Annotated in this window: 22 protein-coding genes and 1 pseudogene; 9 read left to right on the top strand and 14 right to left on the bottom strand. The window is 65.4% G+C overall.

What is annotated here, in order from left to right:
• The first annotated feature begins 172 nt into the window (after nucleotides 1-172).
• From D4765_RS06290 to acs, 3 genes are all read left to right on the top strand, one after another.
• Nucleotides 173-1,303 (top strand): threonine aldolase family protein, encoded by a 1,131-nt coding sequence (locus tag D4765_RS06290; RefSeq protein ID WP_136641436.1) that lies wholly within the window; start codon nucleotides 173-175, stop codon nucleotides 1,301-1,303.
• Between the two features lie 115 nt (nucleotides 1,304-1,418).
• Nucleotides 1,419-2,012, top strand: a complete 594-nt coding sequence (locus tag D4765_RS06285; RefSeq protein WP_136641435.1) for a nitroreductase family protein — start codon at nucleotides 1,419-1,421, stop codon at nucleotides 2,010-2,012.
• A gap of 117 nt (nucleotides 2,013-2,129) precedes the next feature.
• Nucleotides 2,130-4,190, top strand: coding sequence for an acetate--CoA ligase (acs, locus tag D4765_RS06280; RefSeq protein ID WP_136641434.1), 2,061 nt, complete (start codon nucleotides 2,130-2,132; stop codon nucleotides 4,188-4,190).
• A gap of 29 nt (nucleotides 4,191-4,219) precedes the next feature.
• Here the strand turns inward: acs and D4765_RS06275 are convergent, their stop codons facing one another.
• Nucleotides 4,220-6,391 carry an ATP-dependent Clp protease ATP-binding subunit gene (locus tag D4765_RS06275; RefSeq protein WP_136641433.1) on the bottom strand — a complete coding sequence of 724 codons (2,172 nt, stop codon included), beginning with the start codon at nucleotides 6,389-6,391 and terminating at the stop codon, nucleotides 4,220-4,222.
• A 150-nt stretch (nucleotides 6,392-6,541) separates the two neighbouring features.
• On the opposite strand from D4765_RS06275, the gene mptB reads away from it, so the two are divergent.
• Complete coding sequence (mptB, locus tag D4765_RS06270; RefSeq protein WP_136641432.1) at nucleotides 6,542-8,125, top strand: polyprenol phosphomannose-dependent alpha 1,6 mannosyltransferase MptB; 1,584 nt, start codon at nucleotides 6,542-6,544, stop codon at nucleotides 8,123-8,125.
• Here the strand turns inward: mptB and D4765_RS06265 are convergent.
• The 5 genes from D4765_RS06265 to dnaK are packed head-to-tail and all read right to left on the bottom strand — an operon-like array spanning nucleotide 8,064 to nucleotide 12,932.
• Nucleotides 8,064-8,948 (bottom strand): Cof-type HAD-IIB family hydrolase, encoded by an 885-nt coding sequence (locus D4765_RS06265; protein ID WP_136641431.1) that lies wholly within the window; start codon nucleotides 8,946-8,948, stop codon nucleotides 8,064-8,066. The genes mptB and D4765_RS06265 overlap by 62 nt on opposite strands.
• Nucleotides 8,949-8,952: 4 nt before the next feature.
• The gene (locus D4765_RS06260; RefSeq protein WP_201799244.1) at nucleotides 8,953-9,378 is read right to left on the bottom strand and encodes a heat shock protein transcriptional repressor HspR; all 426 of its coding nucleotides are present in this window, start codon (nucleotides 9,376-9,378) and stop codon (nucleotides 8,953-8,955) included.
• A complete protein-coding gene (locus tag D4765_RS06255) occupies nucleotides 9,375-10,385 on the bottom strand; it encodes a DnaJ C-terminal domain-containing protein (protein WP_136641430.1) in 1,011 nt (336 codons plus the stop codon). The genes D4765_RS06260 and D4765_RS06255 overlap by 4 nt, the downstream gene beginning before the upstream one ends.
• Nucleotides 10,378-11,064 (bottom strand): nucleotide exchange factor GrpE, encoded by a 687-nt coding sequence (locus D4765_RS06250; protein WP_136641429.1) that lies wholly within the window; start codon nucleotides 11,062-11,064, stop codon nucleotides 10,378-10,380. Before D4765_RS06250 ends, D4765_RS06255 begins: the two co-directional genes overlap by 8 nt.
• Before the next feature lie 2 nt (nucleotides 11,065-11,066).
• Nucleotides 11,067-12,932, bottom strand: coding sequence for a molecular chaperone DnaK (dnaK, locus tag D4765_RS06245; protein ID WP_136641428.1), 1,866 nt, complete (start codon nucleotides 12,930-12,932; stop codon nucleotides 11,067-11,069).
• Between the two features lie 190 nt (nucleotides 12,933-13,122).
• On the opposite strand from dnaK, the gene D4765_RS06240 reads away from it, so the two are divergent.
• Complete coding sequence (locus tag D4765_RS06240) at nucleotides 13,123-14,412, top strand: MFS transporter (protein ID WP_136641427.1); 1,290 nt, start codon at nucleotides 13,123-13,125, stop codon at nucleotides 14,410-14,412.
• On the opposite strand, the gene D4765_RS06235 is transcribed toward D4765_RS06240, so the two are convergent.
• On the bottom strand, nucleotides 14,409-14,711 hold the full coding sequence (locus D4765_RS06235; protein WP_136641426.1) for an SDR family NAD(P)-dependent oxidoreductase: 303 nt from the start codon (nucleotides 14,709-14,711) through the stop codon (nucleotides 14,409-14,411). The genes D4765_RS06240 and D4765_RS06235 overlap by 4 nt on opposite strands.
• Here D4765_RS06235 and D4765_RS20115 point away from each other — a divergent pair.
• A pseudogene (locus D4765_RS20115) lies at nucleotides 14,694-14,792 on the top strand (hypothetical protein); the annotation flags it as partial. The gene D4765_RS06235 and the pseudogene D4765_RS20115 sit on opposite strands and share 18 nt — an antisense overlap.
• 6 nt (nucleotides 14,793-14,798) lie before the next feature.
• Nucleotides 14,799-15,050, top strand: a complete 252-nt coding sequence (locus D4765_RS06230) for a MarR family winged helix-turn-helix transcriptional regulator (RefSeq protein WP_338054624.1) — start codon at nucleotides 14,799-14,801, stop codon at nucleotides 15,048-15,050.
• Nucleotides 15,051-15,119: 69 nt separating this feature from the next.
• Here D4765_RS06230 and D4765_RS06225 read toward each other — a convergent pair whose 3' ends face one another.
• Complete coding sequence (locus D4765_RS06225) at nucleotides 15,120-15,878, bottom strand: SDR family NAD(P)-dependent oxidoreductase (protein ID WP_136641424.1); 759 nt, start codon at nucleotides 15,876-15,878, stop codon at nucleotides 15,120-15,122.
• Nucleotides 15,879-15,965: 87 nt separating this feature from the next.
• Between D4765_RS06225 and D4765_RS06220 the strand changes: the two genes are divergently transcribed.
• Together D4765_RS06220 and D4765_RS06215 are read left to right on the top strand one after the other, a co-directional pair.
• Nucleotides 15,966-16,562 carry a TetR/AcrR family transcriptional regulator gene (locus tag D4765_RS06220; protein ID WP_136641423.1) on the top strand — a complete coding sequence of 199 codons (597 nt, stop codon included), beginning with the start codon at nucleotides 15,966-15,968 and terminating at the stop codon, nucleotides 16,560-16,562.
• 274 nt (nucleotides 16,563-16,836) lie between these two features.
• Complete coding sequence (locus tag D4765_RS06215; RefSeq protein ID WP_136641422.1) at nucleotides 16,837-17,577, top strand: alpha/beta fold hydrolase; 741 nt, start codon at nucleotides 16,837-16,839, stop codon at nucleotides 17,575-17,577.
• An 87-nt stretch (nucleotides 17,578-17,664) separates the two neighbouring features.
• Here the strand turns inward: D4765_RS06215 and D4765_RS06210 are convergent, their stop codons facing one another.
• Genes D4765_RS06210 through D4765_RS06185 form a run of 6 tightly spaced genes read right to left on the bottom strand, consistent with a single transcriptional unit; the run spans nucleotide 17,665 to nucleotide 23,028 of the window.
• On the bottom strand, nucleotides 17,665-18,522 hold the full coding sequence (locus D4765_RS06210; protein ID WP_136641473.1) for a prenyltransferase: 858 nt from the start codon (nucleotides 18,520-18,522) through the stop codon (nucleotides 17,665-17,667).
• 5 nt (nucleotides 18,523-18,527) lie between these two features.
• Nucleotides 18,528-18,869 carry a lycopene cyclase domain-containing protein gene (locus D4765_RS06205; RefSeq protein ID WP_136641421.1) on the bottom strand — a complete coding sequence of 114 codons (342 nt, stop codon included), beginning with the start codon at nucleotides 18,867-18,869 and terminating at the stop codon, nucleotides 18,528-18,530.
• Complete coding sequence (locus D4765_RS06200; RefSeq protein ID WP_136641420.1) at nucleotides 18,866-19,180, bottom strand: lycopene cyclase domain-containing protein; 315 nt, start codon at nucleotides 19,178-19,180, stop codon at nucleotides 18,866-18,868. The genes D4765_RS06205 and D4765_RS06200 overlap by 4 nt, the downstream gene beginning before the upstream one ends.
• Nucleotides 19,181-19,211: 31 nt before the next feature.
• Complete coding sequence (crtI, locus tag D4765_RS19635; RefSeq protein ID WP_237280289.1) at nucleotides 19,212-21,077, bottom strand: phytoene desaturase family protein; 1,866 nt, start codon at nucleotides 21,075-21,077, stop codon at nucleotides 19,212-19,214.
• Complete coding sequence (locus D4765_RS06190) at nucleotides 21,074-21,961, bottom strand: phytoene/squalene synthase family protein (protein WP_136641419.1); 888 nt, start codon at nucleotides 21,959-21,961, stop codon at nucleotides 21,074-21,076. Before D4765_RS06190 ends, crtI begins: the two co-directional genes overlap by 4 nt.
• Entirely contained in the window at nucleotides 21,958-23,028 is a 1,071-nt protein-coding gene (locus D4765_RS06185; RefSeq protein WP_237280288.1) for a polyprenyl synthetase family protein, read from the bottom strand. The genes D4765_RS06190 and D4765_RS06185 overlap by 4 nt, the downstream gene beginning before the upstream one ends.
• Nucleotides 23,029-23,042 lie beyond the last annotated feature (14 nt).

Raw genomic sequence — 23,042 nt, 5'->3', positions numbered from 1 at the left:
TCGGCGAAGTATCCCCTCGCGGAGGCTCCTCTCGGCCCCTCAACCAATTCGAGTCGGCGGGCAGGGGTGGGAGCAGCCGGCGGCTGACACGCCGCGCCCGAACCTCAACCGGCGCAGCAGCGTTGCGCCGCACGCAAGACGCGTGCGCGGTCGGTGAGGGAGACTGGATGCTGTGACCGACGCACCCGACACCACCCCCAGCACCGCACCCGCCGCACCCGACACCACCACCGCCGCCTTCGCCCCCACCCAGCGCCTGCACGACCCGGCGCTCCGCGGCTTCGCGTCTGACAACTACGCCGGCGTGCACCCCGAGATGCTCACCGCCCTCGCCGCCGCCAACGAGGGCCACCAGATCGCGTATGGCGAAGACGTCTACACCGCCCGCCTGCAGCACGTCATGAAGCAGCACTTCGGCGACGAAGCCGAAACCTTCCCCGTCTTCAACGGCACCGGCGCCAACGTGCTGAGCCTGCAGTCGATGCTGCCGCGCTGGGGCGCCGTGGTCTGCGCCCAGACCGCGCACATCAACACCGACGAGAACGCCGCCCCCGAGCGCATCGGCGGTCTGAAGCTGCTCACCGTCGCGACGCCCGACGGCAAGCTGACGCCCGACCTCATCGACGTCGAGGCCTGGGGCTGGGGCGACGAGCACCGCGCCCAGCCGCTCGCCGTCTCGATCACGCAGACGACAGAGCTCGGCACGCTCTACACGCCCGACGAGGTGCGTGCGATAGCCGATCACGTGCACGAACGTGGCATGCGACTGCATATGGACGGCGCGCGCCTCTCGAATGCCGCCGCAAGCCTTGGTGTACCGCTTCGCGAGTTCACCACCGATGCGGGAGTCGACGTACTGAGCTACGGCGGCACAAAGAACGGTCTGCTCTACGGCGAGGCTGTCGTGGTGCTCGACCCCCGGGCATCCGAAGGCCTCAGCTACCTGCGCAAAATGAACATGCAGCTCACGAGCAAGATGCGTTTCGTCAGTGCCCAGCTCATTGCGCTTTTCGAAGACGACCTCTGGCTTCGTTCGGCCTCGCATTCGAATGCCATGGCCCAGCGGCTCAGAGCGGCGGTCGACCGGATGCCCGGCGTCACCCTCACCCGCCCCACCCAGTCGAACGCGGTGTTCGCCATCGTGCCGCCCGGGGTGGCCGACCGGCTGCGCGAGGTGTTCCGTTTCTACGATTGGAACAACGCCACCGGCGAAGTGCGGTGGATGTGCGCGTTCGACACCACCGAAGCCGACGTCGATGCGTTCGTGGCCGCGCTGGCGGGCATCCTCGCCGACACGCACTGAGAACCCTCTCAGCGGCACCCCATTGCCATGGAATAACCCCTCGCTACGGTTGTTGTACACCGTGACGAGCAATGATGCCCTGATCCCCCGCTGATTCACACACCCAGGAGCACCCATGTCTCTCACCGACACCTCAGCCCGCACCGCCGACACCAGCGCTCCGATTCTCGATGTGCTCGCCGAGCGGTGGAGCCCGCGATCGTTCGAACCCGAAGCCGTCATCGATGAGAAGGTGCTCACCGCCGCCCTCGAGGCAGCGCGATGGTCGGCGTCGGCGTCGAACACCCAGCCGTGGAAGTTCATCGTCGGTCGCCGCGGCACCGCCACATTCGACCTGATCAACGCCAACCTGATGGGCTTCAACCAGGCCTGGAGCCCGAACGCCAGCGTTCTCATCGTCAACATCGCTGAGGTCGTCGACGTCGACGGCAAACCGCGCCGGTGGGGCATGTACGACCTCGGCCAGGCCGTCGCGAACCTCACCGTGCAGGCGCACAACGACGGTCTGCACGTGCACCAGATGGGCGGCATCGAGGTCGAGGGCCTCCGCACCGCGTTCGACATCGACGAGCGCTGGGAGCCGGTCACCGTCACCGCACTCGGCGTGCTCGCCCCGGCCGACGCGCTGGCCGACGAGAAGACCCGTGCCCGCGAGGTCGCTCCGCGCGAGCGCAAGCCGCTCGCCGAGGTTGTTCCGATCAACGACTGACCGTCGCTGCACCAGTAGTGGCCGCCTCGGCGCAGGCGGCCACTACTGCCCGGCCGTTCGTTACCCCCGGTGACTCCGCCGCGCCGACCACCGCCCGCCGCCGGGTACCGTTGAAGCGTGTCTGCGACAATCGAGAACCTGCTCCGCGAGAACCGCGTCTACCCGCCCTCCGCTGCCTTTGCGGCCCAGGCGAACGTCGATGAGGGCGAGTATGCCCGCGCGGCGGCCGACCCCGTGGCCTACTGGGAGCAGCAGGCCGATCGCCTCGTCTGGGCCGAACGTTGGCACACCGCCCACACGTGGAAGCCCGCTGTGCCCGTGGCTGCCGGCACCAGCGACGGCGAACCCCTGCTGAGCATCCCCGTCGCCGAATGGTTCGTCGGTGGCCGGCTCAACGTCGCCGTGAACTGCGTCGACCGGCACGTGGATGCCGGGCGGGGCGACACCGTTGCCATCCACTTCGAGGGCGAACCCGGCGACCGCGAGCGCATCACCTACGCCGACCTGCAGCGCCGCGTGGCCCAGGCCGCGAACGCCCTGACTGCGCTCGGAATCGTCGCGGGCGACCGCGTGGTCGTGTACTTGCCAGTCATTCCCGAGACCATTGTCATCACGCTCGCCATCGCGCGCATCGGCGCGATTCACTCGCTCGTGTTCGGCGGGTTCTCGGCCGAGGCCCTGAAGTTTCGCGTCGAAGACACCGGTGCCAAGCTGCTCGTCACCAGCGACGGGCAGTTTCGGCGCGGCAGGGCCGTAGCCGTCAAAGCGAACGCCGATGAGGCCGTGAGCGGTAACGCCGAGACGGGCGTGAACACCATCGAGCACGTGCTGGTGGTGCGCCGAACCGGTGACCTGACCCCCGACATCCCGTGGCAGGGCGGGCGCGATGTGTGGTTCCACGACGCGATCGCCGGGGTGCCCGAGACCCACGAGGCCGAATTCTTCGACTCCGAGCATCCGTTGTTCATCATCTACACCAGCGGAACGACTGGCAAACCGAAGGGCGTCGTGCACACCAGCGGCGGCTACCTCACCCAGGCCAGCTGGAGCCACTGGGCCGCCTTCGACGCCAAACCCACCGACGTCTACTGGTGCACCGCCGACCTCGCGTGGGTCACGGCGCACACCTACGTGCTCTACGGTCCGTTCTCGAACGGCGCCACCAGCGTCATCTACGAGGGCACACCGAACACCCCGCACGCCGGGCGCCACTTCGAGATCATCGAACGCTACGGCGTCACCACGTATTACACGGCGCCCACCCTCATCCGCACGTTCATGACGTGGTTTCCGGATGGCCTGCCGCCGCAGTTCGACCTGTCGACGCTGCGCCTGCTGGGCACCGTGGGCGAGCCCATCAACCCCGAGGCCTGGGTGTGGTTCCACGAGAACATCGGCGGGGGCCGTGCGCCCATCGTCGACACGTGGTGGCAGTCAGAGACAGGGTCGGCGATCATCGCCCCCCTGCCCGGCGTCACCGCACTGAAGCCCGGATCGGCCACGCGCGCGCTGCCCGGCCTGACGGCGAAGATCGTCGACGAGCAGGGCGATGAGGTGCCTTTCGGCTCCGGCGGATACCTCGTGCTCGACGGAACCTGGCCCTCGATGGCCCGAACCGTGTGGGGCAACCCCGAGCGCTACCGTGATTCGTACTGGAAGAAGTACGCCGCCCAGGGCTATTTCTTCGCCGGCGACGGCGCGAAGTACGACGACGACGGGTACATCTGGCTGCTCGGTCGGGTCGACGATGTGATCAACGTGTCGGGCCATCGCCTCTCGACCATCGAGATCGAGTCGGCTCTCGTGTCGCATCCCCTGGTCGGCGAGGCCGGAGTGGTGGGGGTGGCCGACGCCACCACGGGCGAGGCCATAGCGGCCTTCGTCATCGCGTCACGTGAAGTGTCGGAGCAGCACGCGCACGACCCCGCGTTCTGGGCGTCGCTCGAAGCCGAACTCTCGGCGGTGCTGCTCGCGCACGTCGCGCACGCCATCGGGCCCATCGCGAAACCGCGCGACCTCATCGTGGTGCCCGACCTGCCCAAGACCCGCTCGGGCAAGATCATGCGCCGTCTGCTTGGCGACCTCGTCGACGGCCGCACCCTCGGCGACACCACGTCGCTGCAAGACGACACCGTTCCGGCCCGCATCGCCGCCATCCTGGAGGCGCGGCGGATCTGACCCGCCCCGGTCGCCTGCCCGCCCGCCCGTCAGTCGGGGAGAGACGCGTCGGAGACGGCGGGGCCTACGGTGAGGCCAGAGTCGTCAGAGGCCAGGCCCACGTAGACGGTCTGGCCGTCGCGGATGCGCCCGGAGAGCAACGCCGTCGCGAGCCGGTCATCGATCTCGCGCTGCATGAGCCTCCGCAACGGTCGAGCCCCATACGCTGGATCGTACCCTCGCTCAGCGAGCCAGGCCCGGGCATCCGGAGTCACCGCCAGCGACAGCCCACGCTCGGCCACCCGGCGGGCGAGCCGATCGACGTAGAGCGACACGATCTGGGCGAGGTCGTCGTGCGAGAGCGCAGAGAACACCACGATGTCGTCGAGCCGGTTGATGAACTCGGGCTTGAACGCCTGGCGTACCACCTGCAGTACGGCCTCCTCTTTGGCGAAGTCTGACAGCGACGGGTCGACGAGGTACTGCGACCCGAGATTCGACGTGAGAATCAGAATGGTGTTGCGGAAGTCGACTGTGCGACCCTGGCCGTCAGTGAGCCGGCCGTCGTCGAGCACCTGCAGCAGCACATCGAAGACCTCGGGGTGGGCCTTCTCGATCTCGTCCATCAACACCACCGAGTACGGGCGCCGACGCACGGCCTCCGTCAGCTGCCCGCCCTGTTCGTAGCCGATGTAGCCGGGAGGGGCACCGAGCAGCCGCGCCACCGAGTGCTTCTCGCCGTACTCGCTCATGTCGATGCGGATCATGGCCCGCTCGTCGTCGAACAAGAACTCGGCGAGCGCCTTGGCGAGCTCGGTCTTGCCCACACCGGTTGGGCCCAGAAACATGAACGAGCCCGTGGGCCGGTTCGGGTCGGAGATGCCGGCCCGGGTACGCCGCACTGCATCGGCCACCGCGCGCACCGCGGGCTTCTGGCCGATGAGCCGCTTGCCGAGCTCGCCCTCGAGGTTCAGCAGCTTCTCGGTCTCGCCCTGGGTGAGGCGGTCGACGGGAATGCCCGTCCACAGCGCGATCACCGACGCGATCTCGGCCTCGGTGACCTGGTCGCTCACCATGCGCTCTTCGTCGGGGTTCTGCTCAGCGGTCTCTGCCTCGCGCAACTGACGCTCGATCACGGGAATCTCCCCATAGAGCAACTTGGATGCCCGTTCGAGGTTGCCCTCACGCTGCGCCTTCTCGGCGGCCATTCGGGCCGCATCGAGCTGCGTCTTGAGCTCGCCCACGCGGTTCAGGATTGCCCGCTCCCTGTCCCACCGTTCTTGCAGAACGCCGAGTTCTTCGGTGCGCGTGGCCAGATCGAGCCGCAGCTTCTCGAGCCGCTGCTTGCTCGCCTCGTCTTTCTCCTTTTTCAGAGCCAGCTCTTCGAGCTTCAACCGGTCGACACTGCGTCGCAACTCGTCGATCTCGACCGGGGCCGAGTCGATCTCCATGCGGAGCCGCGACGCCGCCTCGTCGATGAGGTCGATGGCCTTGTCGGGCAGCTGGCGACCGGTGATGTAGCGGTTCGACAGCGACGCGGCCGCAACCAGCGCGGCATCGGCGATCGACACCTTGTGGTGCGCCTCGTAGCGCTCTTTCAACCCCCGCAGAATGGCGATGGTGTCTTCGACCGTCGGTTCGCCTACGAACACCTGCTGAAAGCGCCGTTCGAGCGCCGCGTCTTTCTCGATGAACTCGCGGTACTCGTCGAGCGTCGTGGCCCCGATGAGGCGCAGTTCGCCGCGAGCGAGCATGGGCTTCAGCATGTTCGAGGCCGCCACCGACCCCTCGCCACCACCCGCGCCCATCAGGGTGTGCAGTTCGTCGACGAACGTGATGATGCGCCCGTTCGCGTCGTTGATCTCCTTCAGCACGGCCTTCAACCGTTCTTCGAACTCGCCCCGGTATTTCGCGCCGGCCACCAGCGCCGCCAGGTCGAGTGACACAAGTTGCTTGCCCTTCAGCGAGTCGGCCACGTCGCCCGCGACGATGCGCTGGGCGAGCCCCTCGACCACGGCCGTCTTTCCCACACCGGGCTCGCCGATGAGCACGGGATTGTTCTTGGTGCGCCGGGTCAGCACCTGGCTGATGCGGCGAATCTCTGCGTCGCGGCCGATGACCGGGTCGAGCTTGCCGCTCGCGGCGATAGCGGTGAGGTTGACGCCGTACTTCTCGAGAGCGCTCGGCTCTTTCTCGTTCTGCTGCCCACCCTGCGGCTGCATGTGTGATCGGGCCTTTCGTCGAAACGGAATGCGTTGCCTCGACTCAAACTTGAGTCTGGCTGGCTCAATTTTAGCCTGTCCCAGTATCATTGGCTACTCTGTGAATCACAGTCACCCCGTTAACAGCTGTCACAGCATAAAATATTTGCAATGAAGAGTATTTTGAGGCGAGAACTTGGTTCGCCGCTCGTTCTGGGGCTGGTGGGCACGCTCTTCATCGCGCTCGGATCGATCGGCGTGGGCTGGCTCGGCCCCGGCTCGAATGTTCTCGGCTGGCCCTTCATCGATGCGGTTCGTGCCAACGACGTCGCTGTGCACGTCTGCACCATCGTGGTCATCGGAGCCGGCCTCCTGCTGGTGATCGCCTGGCTGAAGCTCGGCGTGGCTCTCCGGGCGAACCCGCCGGATGCCCTGCGGCGGGTCATCGTCACCTCGGCCGCGTGGGCCGCCCCCCTCATCTTCTCCGTGCCGCTGTACACCCGTGACCTCTTCGCCTACGTGGGCCAGGGTCGACTCATGGTGGCTGGCTTCAACCCCTACGTCGACGGAATCTCAGCAGTTCAGGGCTGGTTCAACATCGGCGTCGACCCCATGTGGGCGAATGCCAAAGCGCCCTACGGCCCGATCTACCTCTGGATCGAGCAGGTCGTCGTCTCGGCTGTGGGCACCTCGCCCATCGTGGCCGTTGCACTCTTTCGCCTGCTGGCGATTGCCAGCGTCGTGATTCTGGCGCTCTTCGCATACCGCATCGCCCTGCTGCGAGGCATCGAGCCCGCCAAGATGCTCTGGTTCGTGCTGGCGAGCCCTGTCACGATGTTCAACTTCATCGTGGGCGGCCACAACGACGCGCTGATGCTCGCGTTCATGGTGGCTGGCCTCTACTACGCGCTCACCAAACGCCCGCTCATCGCCATCCTGCTCATGACGGCCGCCATCGGGGTGAAGCCCATTGCGGTTCTCGCCCTGCCCATCGTGGGCATGATCTGGGCCGGTCAGAACCGCACCCTTCGAAGCACCCTGAAGTACTGGATCATCTCCGTTCTCATCGCGGGCGGCGTGCTCGGCGCCATCGGTTTCGCAATGAATGTGGGCTTCGGCTGGGTTCTGACGCTCACCACGCCCGGCTCGGTTTCGCATTGGTACGCCCCCGTGAACATCCTCGCCATCAGCGTGGGCGGTGCCTTCGGAGCGCTCGGGCTGAACGGCGAAACGCCCGCCAACGTCGTCAAGTTCATCGCCATCGGCGTGATGGTGATCGCCGTCGCGTGGCTCATGCTGACGAAGCGAAACATCGACCCGCTCATGCGGCTGGCCCTGGCATTCACCGCCACGGTCATCCTCTCGCCCGTCATTCACCCTTGGTACGCGGCGTGGTGCCTCGTCTTCTTTGCCATACTCGGCATTCGCGACGGCCTCGCCACGCATCTCGCAGTGTCGGCGACCATCTTCTTCGCGTGCGTGAGCATCGCCGAGGGAATGGACATCTCCGACGCGGTACAGGGCGACGTCGTGGCGCAAGTGGTTCGCACCGTCATCATCAGCGGTGGTGCCGTGATACTCATCGTGGCGTACTGCCTGCACGAAGACCTGTCGGTCGGCCTCGCGCGACGGAGGCTACGCCAGGCACTCGACCACCGCGCAGCAGCCAAAGCCGAAGCGCGGGGCGCCGCTCTTACAGGCCGAGCTTCTGCACCCAGTACCGCAAGAACGCGGCTCCCGCTTCGTCGTGGATGAGCTCGCCCTCGACGATCACCGGGTAGGGCCGCTGCAAAACCCCATCGCTCGGGCGAACGTCGACGTGCGCCACGTCGTAGCCGGCCTGGTGCAGATAGTCGGCCATCCTATAGTCGCTTCGCGAATCGCCCACTGACCGCCAGACGGCGGGCAGGGGCTCGCCCTCTTCGGCGAAGTGGCTGAGCGCGCGCTCGGCCCCGCGGTCTTTGTCGAGCGTCACCGACTCGATGTCGGTCGAGATGATGGTGGGGTCGATGCGAAACGGAACATCTCCCGCGGCGTTCGGCGCCTCGCGGTCACCGTACCGGGCACCCAGCCCGCGCTCGACCAGCTCGGCGAACGCGACCTCGTTGTACTCCAGCTGCAGTGGTTGGTACACCGACGCCTCGATGCTCGGCAGCTGTTCGACCGACACCATCGCGCGCTTGGTCTCGTCGAAGAACATCGAGTCGGAGAACTTCTCAGCCACCAGCTTGCGGATGCCCGCCGCGAACTCCTCGGGCAACGCCACCGTCGCATCGATCTGAACATCGCCCGCGCCCTCGGCACCCACCGTGAACCACGTGGCGCCCTTCTCGCAGACCACGAACATGCGCCCGCCACCCGCCAGAGCGTCGCCGAGCCCCGCCGCCATCAAAGGCGCAATGACCTGCTCGAGCACGAAGGCGTCAGAGCGCCCCGTAATGAACGCGATCGGAACACCCGCGGCCGTCAGTTTCACCAGATCGGTGATGATTTCAGGGATGACGATCGACCGGGTGACCGGCGAGGCGATGGGCCCATCGATGTCGAGCAGCAGTCCGAGGGGTGGGGCCAGAGTCATGCCTCTATTGTGTCAGGCCGCGCCACACCACTATTTCGGTGCGGCGCTGGGCACGCATACCGCTCTTGAGGCTCACCACGTCACCGGCGGTTCCCGCGGCGAACACGCGCCGGCCGGGGCGATTCAGCAGCTCGTCGGCCAGCGCGCTCTCGAGTTCGCGAATGCGGCTCGCGAGCTGCTGGTTCACGTTCTCGAGTTCGAGAATGCGCCGGATGCCCTCGAGAGTGATTCCCTCAGACCCGAGCCGCGCGATCTCACGCAACTGCATCACATCACGAAGCGAGTACCGCCGCGACTTGCCGGCGGTGCGGCTGGGGCTCACGAGCCCCAGCCGGTCGTACTGCCGCAGTGTCTGCGGGTGCATCTCGGCGAGTTCGGCCGCCACCGCTATAGCGAACAGCGGAGCGTCTTCGTTCACCGGCATGGTCATTCGTGCGCCTTGGCCAACAGTTCTGCGCGCGGGTTCTCCTGCGGCTCGAGAGCGTGGAACGCCTCGAGTGCGCTGCGCGCCTCATCAGACAGGTGCGACGGAACCGCCACCTGAACGACAGCGAGCAGGTCGCCCGTGCCTTTCGGGGTTTCGACTCCCCTGCCCTTGACCCGCAGCACTCGACCACTCGGGGTGCCAGGGCCCACCCGCAGTTTCACGGGGTCGCCGCCGAGAGTGGGAACCTCGATCGTGGCACCCAGAGTAGCTTCGACGAACGTCACGGGCACGTTCACCCGCAGGTTCAGGCCGTCGCGCTCGAAGACCGGATGCTTGCGCACCGAGACCGTCAGAACGATGTCGCCGGTCTCGCCGCCATCAGCGCTCGACTCGCCTTTACCGCGCAGCTTGATCTTCTGGCCGTCGGAGACCCCGGCGGGAATCTTCACCGTGATGGTGGTTCCCTCTGCGGTCTGCAGCTTGATCGTGTCGCCCTTGGTGGCGGTGAGAAAGTCGACCGTGGTGCGCGCGGTGACGTCGCGGCCCCGGGTGGGGCCACCGAAACCACGGTAGCCACCGCTCGGCTGGCCAAAGCCCTGGTTGCCACCGAACATGCCGCCCAGCAGGTCGTCAAATCCGCCCTGCTGGTACGAGTAACCGGCATTGCTGCCGCCACCGGCACCGCCGCGCCCGCCAGCGCCGCCGAACATACCGCCGAAGACGTCTTCGAACCCGCCCGACTGGCCCTGGCCGCCCGCTGTGAAGCGAGCGCCAGAACCCATCGCGCGAATCTGGTCGTATTCTTTGCGCTGTTCGGGGTCACCGAGAACCGAGTGGGCTTCGCTGATCTCCTTGAACTTCGCCTCGGCGCTCGCATCGCCCGGGTTGGAGTCGGGGTGGTACTGGCGAGCGAGCTTGCGGTACTGCTTCTTCAGGTCGGCAGCAGAGACGTCTTTCGAGACGCTCAGAACCTTGTAGAAGTCTTTGTCGAACCAGTCTTGGCTAGCCATTCGGCACCGCTACGACAACTTTGGCCGCGCGCAGCAGTGTTGAACCGAAGTAGTACCCCGTCTCGACGACATCAGCGATGGTCTCGACCTGAACGTCGGCGCTCGGCTGCTGAAAGATGGCCTCGTGCAGCTGCGGGTCGAAGGGCTCGCCCACCGACCCGAAGGGCTTCAGCCCGAACCGCTCGACACCCGTGCGCAGCTTGCCTGCAATGGAGGCGAACGGCCCCTCGGCCAGGTCGCCGTGCTTCTCGGCACGATCGAGATCGTCGAGAACGGGCAGCAGAATCTTCACCACGTCACCCACCGTGCGCTCGCGCTCAACCTCGCGGTTGGCCTCGGTGCGCTTGCGGTAGTTGGCATACTCTGCCGTGATGCGCTGCAGGTCAGCGAGCCGCTCTGCAGCGAGGTCGCCGTCAGCACCGGCGCTCACCGCATCGAGAAAGCTCAGGTCGTCGTCGTTCAACTCGCCCTCGCCCACGGTCTCACCCTCTTCTGCTGCTTCGGAATACATCTCATCGGGGTTCGTCGTCGACGTCTCGACGTCGGGGCCTTCGGCCTCGACGAACGCTGCGTCTTCTACCGGCTCACCCGTGACCGGGTCTGAGGAAGTACCCTCAGACCCGGCGGGGAACTGGCCAGACTCATCATTCTGTTCGTTTGACTTGTCTTTGTCGGCCATTGTTACTTCTCTTTCGACTCTTCGTCGTCGACAACTTCTGCGTCAACGATATCTTCGTCTGACGTCGCCTCGGCGGCTTCGGGCTGCCCAGCGGCGGCCGCTGCCGCCTCATCGGCCTGCGAGTTCGCGTAGATGGCCTGGCCGAGCTTCGACTGGCTCTCGTTGAGCTTGTCGAAGGCGGTCTTCACTGCCTCGTCGTCGTCGCCTGCGAGTGCGCTCTTCAGTGCATCCACATCGGCCTGCACCTCGGTCTTCACGTCGGCCGGCAGCTTCTCGTCGTTCTCTTTGATCAGCTTGTCGATCGAGTACGCGAGCTGTTCGCTGGTGTTGCGAACCTCTGCGGTCTCGCGGCGCTTCTTGTCTTCTGCGGCGTGCTCTTCGCCCTCGCGAACCATGCGGGCGATGTCGTCTTTCGACAGGCTCGACCCACCGGTGATGGTCATCGACTGCTCTTTGCCCGTGCCCTTGTCTTTGGCAGACACGTGCACGATGCCGTTGGCGTCGATGTCGAAGGTGACCTCGACCTGCGGGATGCCCCGCGGGGCCGGTGCGATACCGGTCAACTCGAACGTACCGAGGTTCTTGTTGTCGCGGGTGAACTCGCGCTCGCCCTGGAACACCTGGATGGCGACCGACGGCTGGTTGTCGTCAGCAGTCGTGAATGTCTCGCTGCGCTTGGTGGGAATGGCGGTGTTGCGCTCGATGAGCTTGGTCATCATGCCGCCCTTGGTCTCGATGCCGAGCGACAGGGGGGTGACGTCGATGAGCAGAACGTCTTTGCGCTCGCCCTTCAGAACGCCGGCCTGCAGTGCGGCGCCGACAGCCACGACCTCGTCGGGGTTGACACCCTTGTTGGGCTCGCGGCCACCGGTCAGCTTCTTGACCAGCGCGACGACGGCGGGCATACGGGTCGATCCACCGACGAGCACGACGTGTGCGATGTCGGCGACAGAAACGCCGGCCTCTTTGATGACGTCAGTGAAGGGCTTCTCGGTGCGGGCCAATAGGTCAGCGGTGAGCTCTTCGAACTTCGCGCGGCTGAGGGTCTCGTCGAGGTTGGCAGGGCCGCTCTCGGTGAGTGAGAGGTAGGGAAGCTGGATGGTCGTCGAAAGCGAACCCGACAGCTCTTTCTTGGCCTGCTCCGCAGCCTCTTTCAGGCGCTGCTTCGCGATCTTGTCCTGGCTGACATCGACACCGGTGGAGTCTTTGAAGCGCTTGATCAGGTAGTCGACAACCCGCTGATCCCAGTCGTCGCCGCCGAGGCGATTGTCGCCGGCGGTCGAACGAACCTGAATGGTGCTGAAGTCGTCGTCTTTGCCCACTTCGAGCAGCGAGACGTCGAAGGTACCGCCGCCGAGGTCGAAGACGAGGATGAGCTCGTCTTCTTTGCCCTTGTCGAGGCCGTACGCGAGTGCCGCAGCTGTGGGCTCGTTGATGATGCGCAGAACGTTGAGGCCCGAAATCTCGCCGGCCTCCTTCGTGGCCTGGCGCTCGGCGTCGTTGAAGTACGCGGGAACGGTGATGACCGCGTCGGTCACCTTGTCTCCCAGGTACGACTCAGCATCGCGCTTGAGCTTGGCGAGAATACGCGCCGAGATCTCTTGCGGAGTGTACTTCTTGTCGTCGACCGCGACAGTCCAGTCGGTACCGATGTGGCGCTTGACCGACGCGATGGTGCGGTCGACGTTCGTCACGGCCTGGCGCTTGGCGGTCTCACCGACCAGCACCTCGCCGTCTTTGGTGAATGCGACGACCGACGGGGTGGTGCGAAAGCCCTCCGCGTTGGCGATGACGGTGGGTTCTCCACCTTCGAGAACGGAGACAACCGAGTTGGTGGTACCGAGGTCGATTCCTACTGCACGAGCCATGTGCTTTACTCCTTCTTGGCCTTGCGGCCGGCTAAAGATGTTCGAGGCGCTTGTTCGAGAACTTGAGCCTCATGCACTCAAGTTTACCCGACACGATTCTGGTGTCAAGTCGAAACGGCATAACTTGAGCGACTTCGGCTCAACTCTACAAAGTCACTCGTGATTAACCCTGTGAATGTACTGTTCTTGCATGACCGCCACCGCCCCCGCCGCCGTTGTTCCACAGAAGAGCGTCATCTCGTGGGCGCTCTGGGACTGGGCCGGTTCGGCGTTCAACAGCGTCGTGACCACCTTCGTCTTCACCGTCTACCTCACATCGACGAAGGCGTTCGGCGGCACGACCTTCGTCTCGGCCCAGCTCGGCTGGGTATTGGCGATCGCGGGAGTTCTTGTGGCCATCCTCGCCCCCGTCACAGGCCAGCGCTCAGACGCCTCCGGCCGACGCAAGTTCTGGCTCGCGGTGAACACCTACCTACTCGTGGCCATCACGGCAGCGATGTTCTTCGTCGAGGCCAAGCCCGACTTTCTCTGGCTCGGCCTCTTTCTGCTGGCAGCGGGCACCATCGTGTTCGAGTTCGCCTCGGTGAACTACAACGCCATGCTGACCAGCGTGTCGACGCCGGCGACGGTGGGCAAGGTCAGTGCGTTCGGCTGGTCCATGGGCTACTTCGGTGGCATCGTTCTGCTGCTCATCGTGTATTTCGGCCTCATCAGCCCTGCGCCCGCCAACGACAACGGGCTCTCGGTGCGCATCTCGATGCTCATCGCAGCCCTGTGGCTCGGGGTGTTCGCGCTGCCAGTGCTCTTCTTCGTTCCCGAGTACCGGGCACCCGCCGCGGTAGCGCGCGAGAAGGTCAGCTTCATCGGCTCGTACATCCGGCTCGGGCACGACATCGCCCGCCTGTGGCGCACCAGTCGCCACACGGTCTATTTTCTGATCGCCAGCGCGGTGTTCAGAGACGGCCTCACCGGCGTCTTCACCTTCGGCGGCGTGCTGGCCGCCGGCACCTTCGGCTTCTCATCGGGCCAGGTGATCATCTTCGCCATTGCGGCGAATGTCACCGCGGGTGTCTCGACAGTGCTCGTGGGGCGGCTCGACGACCGAGTGGGGCCGAAACCCGTCATCGTCGCAGCGCTCATCGGCCTCGTCGTGAGTGGCCTGGCCGTGTTCTTGCTACACGACGCCGGCCAGACCGCGTTCTGGGTCTTCGGGCTCGCCCTCTGCCTCTTCGTAGGCCCTGCCCAGTCGGCGAGCCGCTCGTTTCTCGCCCGGGTCATTCCGGCAGGTCGCGAGGGCGAGGTGTTCGGGCTGTACGCCACCACAGGCAAGGCAGCCACCTTCCTCGCCCCGGCGGCCTTCGCCGTTTTCGTCACGGTGGGAGGAGCCCAGTACTGGGGCATCCTCGGTCTCGTGCTCGTGCTGGCGGTGGGGCTCGTGGTGCTGCTGCCGGTGAAGTCCCGCCAGAAGCAACTCGACTAGAGCGCCACGTAGCCACCGTTGATCGGCAGCGTGTGGCCGGTGATCCACTTGGCATCGTCAGAAGCCAGGAAGAGAACCGCGTTCGCCACATCGCCCGACGTCGGCATGCCGGGGATCGGGTTGAAGTTCTGCATACGCTCAGCCATCGCCTTCGGGTCTGGCGCGGTGTCGATGAAGTTCTGCACCAGCGGCGTCAACACCACAGTCGGGGCGATCACGTTGACGCGAATGTTGTCTTTCACGTACTCCACAGCCGCCGAACGGGTCAGGCCCAGTACGACATGCTCTGCAACCTGCATTCCGAGCCGAGCCGATCGCTCTCCATCTCGGCTCTGACACGAACGCTGCTCTACAGCAGCGGTTCAGCGAGCAACCTGGTCACGAGCATGGTGAAGTCGAACCTGGTCGAGCGCGAACCCTCTCAGACCGACGGGCGCGTCACGATCATCCGCCCCACCGAAGCGGGTGCCGTTACCTTCGACGCGGCCACCACCCTCGTGCTCGACACTGTTCGCGAAGAGTTCGCGGGCGAACCGGCCGAGAGCGAGCTGCCCGCGGTGGCGGCCTTTCTCAGCCGGGTGCGCTCGAAAGACCCGAACCTCCGCCGGCCACCATACGACCTGCCCTTCGACCTCTGAACCCGTCGCGCCGAGAGCACCACGTAGCGAGTTCTGAGCCGATCCGCTTCTCTGAAAAGAGTTCGTTCTCTACCAGGGCGCGCGGGTGCCGTCCCACGACCAGAGGGCTCCGGTGGGGCCATCGTCGGGGAGGAATGCCAGGCGTACGGCTCCCGCAGCGGCTTCGGCCGGATCGCCGCCGGCCGACATCCCGGCAATGAGGTTGGTGAGGCGCAGGCCGGGGGCGAGCGCATTCACCTTGATATCGTCGCCGAGGGACTGAGCGGTGAGCAGCGTCACGGCATTGACCGCCGTTTTCGAGCTGCGGTAGGCCAGGCCGCCACCCTTGACCCGCTCCCAGTCGAACTGCGGGTTCGGGCCGCTGTTCCAGGTGAGCGATCCGGTTCCGCTCGACACGTTGACGACGCGCGCGTGGGCTGATCTGCGCAAGGCGGGCAGGAACGCTTGCGTAACGGAGATGACACCGAAGACGTTGGTCTCGTAGGCGGAGCGCAACTGCTCAAGACTTGTGCGGCTGATGTCGTCGCGACCGGGATTCACTCCAGCGTTGTTGACGAGGATGTCCACTTCGCCGACCTGCTGCACCGCTGCAGCGATCGATGCCGCATCCGTGACATCGATTTGCACGGCGCGCGCGCCAGCGCCCAGCTGAGCAGCAGTCTGCTGCCCTTTGTCGAGGACACGAGCTCCGATCCACACGGTGAGGCCATGGCCGAGCAGTTGCCGCGCAATTTCGAGACCGATGCCACTGTTTGCCCCGGTCACCAGGGCTGTCGTGCCGGGCTCGGGTGAACGGAGCTCCGACGGAAGACGATCTGTATTTGTCATCGCATTTTCTCCAACTCCAACGGTGTGGTTGGAATGCTACTCCTGGTCTCTCGCAAACTCCAACTCATGTGTTGGTAATCTTGGAGAATGGCCTGGGATACCGACGGAACACAGCGTCGTCTACGTGACGCCGCGCTCGTCGAGTTCGCAGCTCGCGGATTCGAGGGAACAACCGTCGCCTCCATTGCGGCACGATCGGGCGTGAACAAAGAGAGGCTCTACAGCTACTTCGGCGACAAGAAGTCTTTGTGGGACCTGGTGCTGACAACCGAGCTTGAGCATCTTGCCACCGCCGTCGAACTCGCGGGGGTCGGCCTGAACGACATCGGCGACTTCGCGGGAGCGACGTACGACTATCACGCGGCTCACCCTGAGCTCGGCCGTCTGCTGCAGTGGGAGGGCCTGCAAACCGGCCCGCCGGCCCATGCCGCGGTTCGCACGACGCACTATCAAGAGAAGGTGGCACGCTTCGCTCGGGCGCAGCGCGACGGCTCCCTCGACCCCGACATCGATCCTGGGCACCTCGTCTTCGCGCTCATCGCCCTGGCCGCGTGGTGGCAGACGGTGCCTCAGCTAGCCGAGATGATCACCGGCGCAAACCAAGATCACCAGCAGGAGAGGGCGGCACGTCGCCGTTTTGTCGTCGAGGCCGCGAGGCGAATCGCGGCGCCCTCTCGAGCCTGAACTGACGTCGGGGATGAAAGTGGCGACGATCGAGCCCGGTCGACGCGCAGCCTGTATCTGACGGCATCGACCCGTCGATCAAGAAGAAATTCAGCCATCCCATCGACTGTCGGTTTGAAGTGGTGCGGCCCGCTCCAGAAACGAAACAGAGGGAGATCGTGACCTGACTCACATCTGAGCGCGGCATCGGTCATAGACACGCGAACGGATTGAATCAGCGGCGCGGTAGGTTGTGCGGGAGCGCCATCTACCGGCATTCCCGAAAGGTACGGCCATGAACTTCGATTCAGAATGCCGCCTCGATGAAGGGGTCATCGAACGCGAATTCACTCTCAACGAGATCCCCGGCATTCTGTGGACTCCTGCAATCTCACCGGCGCCGCTGATTCTGATGGGTCACCCCGGCGGGCTGCGCACTCAGTACCCGCGTCTCCTCGGGCGGGCGAGGCGCGCCGCGGCCGACGGCATTGCGACGGCAACCATCGAACTCCCGGGAAGTGGCGAGCGGCCGCCATCAGCGGATGCCCAGCAGGCCCGGGCTGATCTGCGACGCGCCCTCGCCGCCGGCGAGCCGATCGACGAAATTGTCGACCGGCTCATCCTTCCTCTCGTTGAGCAAGCTGTACCAGAATGGCAGGCTGCTCTCGACGCCTTACTCGCGCTGCCCGAACTCAGCGGAGCTGCCGGGTACTCGGGCGGACCGATTGCCATCGGCATGCGACTCGCGCTGGTGGAACCGCGCATTCTGGCAGCGGGTCTCTTCGCGGGAAGCTTCGTTCCCCGCGTCATGTTCGAGGAGGCCCGCCAGATCAGCATCCCTCTGCACGTGCTGCTTCAGTGGGACGACGAGGGCAACGACCGCCAGTTGGCCCTCGATTTGTTCGATGCCTTCGGGTCTCGAGAGAAAACGCTGCAGGCCAACATGGGCGGGCATACCGGGGTTCCGGCGTTCGCAGGAGACGATGCGTCACGGTTCTTCGCGCGGCATCTGATGACGACTGGACGCGAAAAGTGAGACCGGCCGGGTCGTACGGCAGTGGTCAGGGCCCTGGATGAGCACGAGTCGGCTTGTAGTCACCAAGCCATAACCTGCTGCACCCGCTCACGAACCGAGCAGCACGTACCAGATGAGCAGCAGAGTCACGAGGAAACCAGTGCCGAAGTTGAGGTAGAGAAAGCGCTTCCAGCCGGCGTTGGCTCGCTCGGCATCCTCGTCGGTGATCGAGAAGAACGGCAGCACGCTGAGCGCGTAGGGCAGCGCGAGAATCGAGCCGAGCGGGCCCGGCCAGGCGGTGAAGAGCATCAGGACACCACCGAGCAGGTAGGCGACGAACGAGAAGCGCACGGTCTGGCGGCCACCGATGACGGTGGCGATCGAGGCAATACCGCCCTCGCGGTCGGCCACGATGTCTTGCACGGCCCCGAAGGCGTGGCTGGCGACCCCCCAGAGAAAGAAGGCGGCCAGAATCGCCCAGAGCGCGGGGGTGAAGACGGCCCCCGCCAGCACGAGACCGTACACGGCAGGGCTCACGAAGTGGGTGCTCGAGGTGAGCGAATCGATGAAGGGGCGCTCTTTGAATCGTAGTTTCGGCGCGCTGTAGGCGATCACCGCAAACACGCTGATGGCCAGAACGAGCCACGACAAGGGTGAACCGACGATGACGAGATAGATGAGAAACGGGAAGTTCGTGAGCGCCGCGCTCCAAAGCGTGACCCTGTGCAGCGAACGCCCGAGCACCGCCCCCTCGACGCCGCCCTTGCGGGGGTTTCGCAGGTCGCTCTCGTAGTCGAACACGTCGTTGATGCCGTACATGGCGAGGTTGTAGGGAATCAGAAAGTACAGAGTGCCCAGAACGAAGGTGACGTCGACCTGACGGGTGGTGAGAAGATACCCGGCCGCGAACGGAAAAGCGGTGTTCACCCACGACAGAGGCCGCGACGACAGAATCACCTGGCCCATCTTGCTCACTCGTCGCCCCCCTTCGGCGCGGGCCGAGCCCCATGCGCACCCCGGCGCGACGGCGGCAGCAGCGACCACAGCGCCGGCAGCAGAATGACCGCGCCGATCGCATACGCAAAGTCTTCGAGAGGCGCAATACCCACCATCGCCCCCGAGATGAGTGCCGTGTTGTACCCCACCAGTCCGATACCGATCATGATGTTGTCGAACACTGCCGTCATTCCTACGAGAACAACTGCGGTGATGAGAAGGGCTCCGAGCCGCGGGGTGTGGCGCACCACTCGCGCCGTCATCGCCAACAGAATGGCCAGGGTGAGAAAGATGATGTTCAGTTCCCAGTACGTCACGTGTCGGACCCCTTTCTGGTGAGCGCGCCGAACAGGTTCATCGTGAGGTAGCAGAGCAGGGTGAGAAAGAACAACTCTTCCAGCGGCAGCTCGGGCCCGATTACGAGACCGGTCATGAACGCGGTCTCGCCGCGAAAGAAGATGTGCGCACCGATGCCCGACAGATCCCACACCAGAAAGAACAGTACCCCCACCACCAGCACGATGGTCGCCCGCCTGGTGTCACGCCAGAAGAACAGAGAGAACCGGCGATCGAGCACCACCATGCCGGTCAGCGCCACAGCCAGCGCCAACAGGTACAGGATGCTCATGCCGCCCTGCCCGCCCCGGCCCGTCGACCGTTCACAGTGGCTCGGGTAACGCGGTCGTCGAAGTGTCTCCGCGCAGGCGCTTGATCACCAGTTCGGCGCTGATCAGGCACATCGGCAGGCCGATGCCCGGAATCGTCGATCCGCCCGCGTAGTAGAGCCCCGCGACCTTCTTGCTCACGTTGCCGGCGCGAAAGAACGCGCTCTGGCTGAGCGTGTGCGCGGGGCCGAGAGCGGTGCCGTTCCAGGTGTTGAGGTCGTTCTTGAAGTCTTCGGGGCCGACGGTTCGGCGAACCACGATGCGTGAAGCGAAGTCGTCGATGCCGGCCCAGGCCCCGATCTGCGCGATGGCCTCGTCGGCGATCGCCTCGACCTGGGGGGAACCGGCGCCGTCGTCGCCGCCATGACCGATGCCCGGGTCGGCCGGGATGGGCACGAGCACGAAGATGTTCTCGTGACCTTCGGGGGCCACCTGGGCATCCGACACACTGGGCCGGCAGACGTAGATCGAGGCCGGGCTCGGTACCGAAGTGGGCGAGCGGTGGCCGAGACCGAGGCTCGCGGCCACGCCGCCCGCCCCGAAGATCTTGCCGAAGTCGTCTTTCCAGCTCTTCGTGAAGAAGAGTGTGTGGTGCGCGAGCTCGGGCAGTTCGCCAGAGATACCGAGGTAGATGAGCACGGCACTGGGGCCGGGGGTCTTCTTCTTCCAGTAGCTGGCCGGGTAGGTCTGCAGTTCGGGCAGCAGCATGGTTGTCTCGACGTGTTCGAGGTCGGTCGCAGCCACCACGATGTCGGCCTCGAGAGAGTGCGCCGCACCGGTGCTGTCGAGGTACTGGATGCCCGCGACCCGCGCCGGCCGCTTCGCCCCCGTCGCTTCGGTCTCGGTGATCACGCTCGAGCGCGCCCCGGTCGCCGTGGCACCGTTCGAAGTCGAACCGGCCACACCGGGCTTGCCCGCGACACCGCCGCTCGCGCCGCCGCGCGAACCTCCGTGCCGCTCTGGGTCGTACTCTGCCTCGCCCTCGAGCACGCGGCGCAGTTCGTCGCGGTCGATGATGTTCGTGTCGAACTCGTTCGTGGGGTAGTCGTAGGGCCCCGGCACGGGTTCGAGGTGGGCTGCCGCCTCGACCTCGTCGTCGGTCGTCACGATTCGCGTCACCGAGGCGCCGGTGACAATGGTGACGCCCGCCTCGACCGCGAGGTCGGCAATGCTCTCGATCACCCGGGCGAAACCGCCCTGCGGATAGAGCACCCCATCGTCAAGGTCGAGGTGGCTCATCAGGTGATACATGCTCGGAGTGGAATATGGCGACGATCCGAGAAAGACGGCAGGGTAGCCGAGAATCTGCTGCAGCCGCGGGTCGCGCACGGTGCGACCGGCGAAGCTGTCGAGCGACTCGAGCAGCAGGCGCACGAGCCGCGGCGAGCGCTTCAAAACGGGACCCTTCAGCAGGGGCCGGAAGTCTTCGAAGGTCGAATAGAGAAAATACTCTTTCGCCAGCTCGTAGGTCTCGGCGGCCGAGTCGAGGTAGCCGGCCATGCGCACGCCGGCTCCGGGCTCGAGCGACTCGAACAGTTCGAGGTTCTCTTCGCGACTCGCCTTGATGTCGACCGCGTTGAATTCGCCCTCGAAGAGAACCCGGTAGCCGGGATCGAGAAGAGAAAGGTCGAGCTGGGCATCCGCTGAGGTGCCCATCAGCTTGTAGAAGTGGTCGAAGACCTCGGGCATGAGGTACCACGACGGTCCGGTGTCGAAACGAAAGCCGTCTTTCTCCCAGACACCCGCACGCCCGCCGAGGGTGTGCTGTTTCTCCACGACGGTGACGTCGTACCCCTCGCGGGCGAGAAGACCTGCCGTGGCGAGGCCGCTGATGCCTCCGCCGATGACGATTGCCTTCACTGTTGCTCCTTCGGTAGTCGCCCGGCGACGGCAGAAGCCGCAATACGAAGCTTGACAGGGTTGGGCACCCGAACGCGCGTCTGGGCGAGTACAGAGGCCGGCGTTTCGCGCAGCCGCGCAGTGAGTTCACCGAACAGGCCTTGGGCGAGAATCACAGCTCGGCGACTCGACGACGGCAGCAGGGGCAGGGATGCCCGGGCGATGCGCAGATCGTTCTCGATGTCGGCCACGATCTCGAGCTTCGCGGCCTCGCTGAACGTCTCGACGTTCACCCCCGGAAAGTAACTGCGGCCGAGCCCGGCGAAGTCGGCCGCGAGGTCGCGCAGAAAGTTGATCTTCTGAAACGCAGCTCCCAGGTGGCGGGCACCGTCAACCAAGGTGCTGCGCTGGGTATCGGTGACTATATGCCCCTGCAGGAATGCGCTGAGGCACATCAGACCCACAACCTCAGCCGAGCCGTAGACGTAGGCGTCGAAGCTCTCGGGCGTGTGCTCGGTCTCAGTGATGTCGGCTCGCATCGAGGCGAAGAACGGCTCGACGAGTTCGGGGCCGAAAGACACCTCCCGCGCGGTGAGCGCGAACGCGTGCACGATCAGATTGGTGCTGTAGCCCACCTCGATGGCTTCGAGGGTCTCGCGTTCGAGGCCGTCGAGCAGACGCAGAATCTCGTTGGGCGCCAGCTCGGCATCGGCCGCGACACCGTCGACCACCTCGTCGGCGAGCCGCACCAGCGCGTAGATGTTCTCTACGTGCCCGCGCACCCCGGCACCGAGCAATCGCGACGCGAGCCCGAACGACGTGGAATAGCGGTGAATCACGAGGCCCGCCGACTGCGTGGCGACGCTGTCGTAGAGCAATCGTGCCCGCGAGCTCTCGCGCGTCATCGCACCCGGCCCAGAACGGTCTCGATGATCGGCTCGAACTCGGCCCGCGCACGGTCGGGCAGCGCGTCGGAGGCAAGTTCTTCTGCCGCCCGGTTCGCGAACTCGCGCGCAAGCTCTTCTGCGTAGTGCCGAGCTCCGCAGTCTTCGAGCGAGCGGCGCACCACAGCGGCCTGCTCCCACGTCAGATCGGGGAGGCCGAGCCACCGGCTGATCTCGATCCATTCGGGGCGACCCGATGCGTACGCGATGAGTACGGTGCGTTTGCCCTCGCGGAGGTCGCCGATGGTGGTCTTGCCCGTGGCCGCCTCGTCTCCGAAGACGCCGAGCAGATCATCCACGATCTGATAGGCGATGCCGATGTTGCGCCCGAAGCCGGCAAGGGCGCGCACGGCCTCGTCGCTGGCTCCCGCGAGCACAGCGCCCGCCTCGACGGGAGACTCGAATGAGTAGACGGCGGTCTTCAGGCGCTCCATGTCGACGACCTCTTCGACAGTGGGCATCGACTTCAGCTGGGAGAAGTCGACGTCGAGCAGCTCGCCGGCCGCTGAGGCGAACATCGCTTCGTCGAAGATGTCGTGCAGGCGGCTGCGCATGAGCTCGCCCACGCCGCTGCGGTCGATGAGCCGGTACGCATTGAAGAGGGCGAGGTCGCCGGCGATGACGGCAACAGAGAGGCCGCGGTGTTCGGCAGCGGGAATGGGAATGCCGGCGGTCTGCGCGATGTCGCGGTAGACACCCGACACATTGACTCCCCCGCGGCGGATGAAGTCACGGTCGATCACGTCGTCGTGCACGATGAGCGCCGTGTGCAGCAGCTCGAACGCGGCACCCACATGCGCGGCAGCCTCGAAGTCGGTGCCGCCGAGGCTTTCGTACGCGCCCATCACCATTCCAGGGCGAAAACGCTTGCCGCCAGCGGTGTTCTTCTCCAGTGTCTGCCACAGCGTGAGATACCGAGGGCCGATTGCTGACGCTCGGTTCTTGGCTAGGCTGAAGAAACGGTCAAGTACGGCGTCGACATGTTTTTGTCTCCGCTGAGCTGAGACCACGAGATCTTGTGGGTCCACATTCCGAGAGTAAC

It is taken from the genome of Subtercola vilae (assembly GCF_004923255.1).
In the GTDB taxonomy this organism is placed as follows: Bacteria; Actinomycetota; Actinomycetes; order Actinomycetales; family Microbacteriaceae; genus Subtercola; species Subtercola vilae.
Note: the sequence above shows the minus strand (reverse complement) of the source record. Positions and strands in the feature narration are given on the sequence as shown.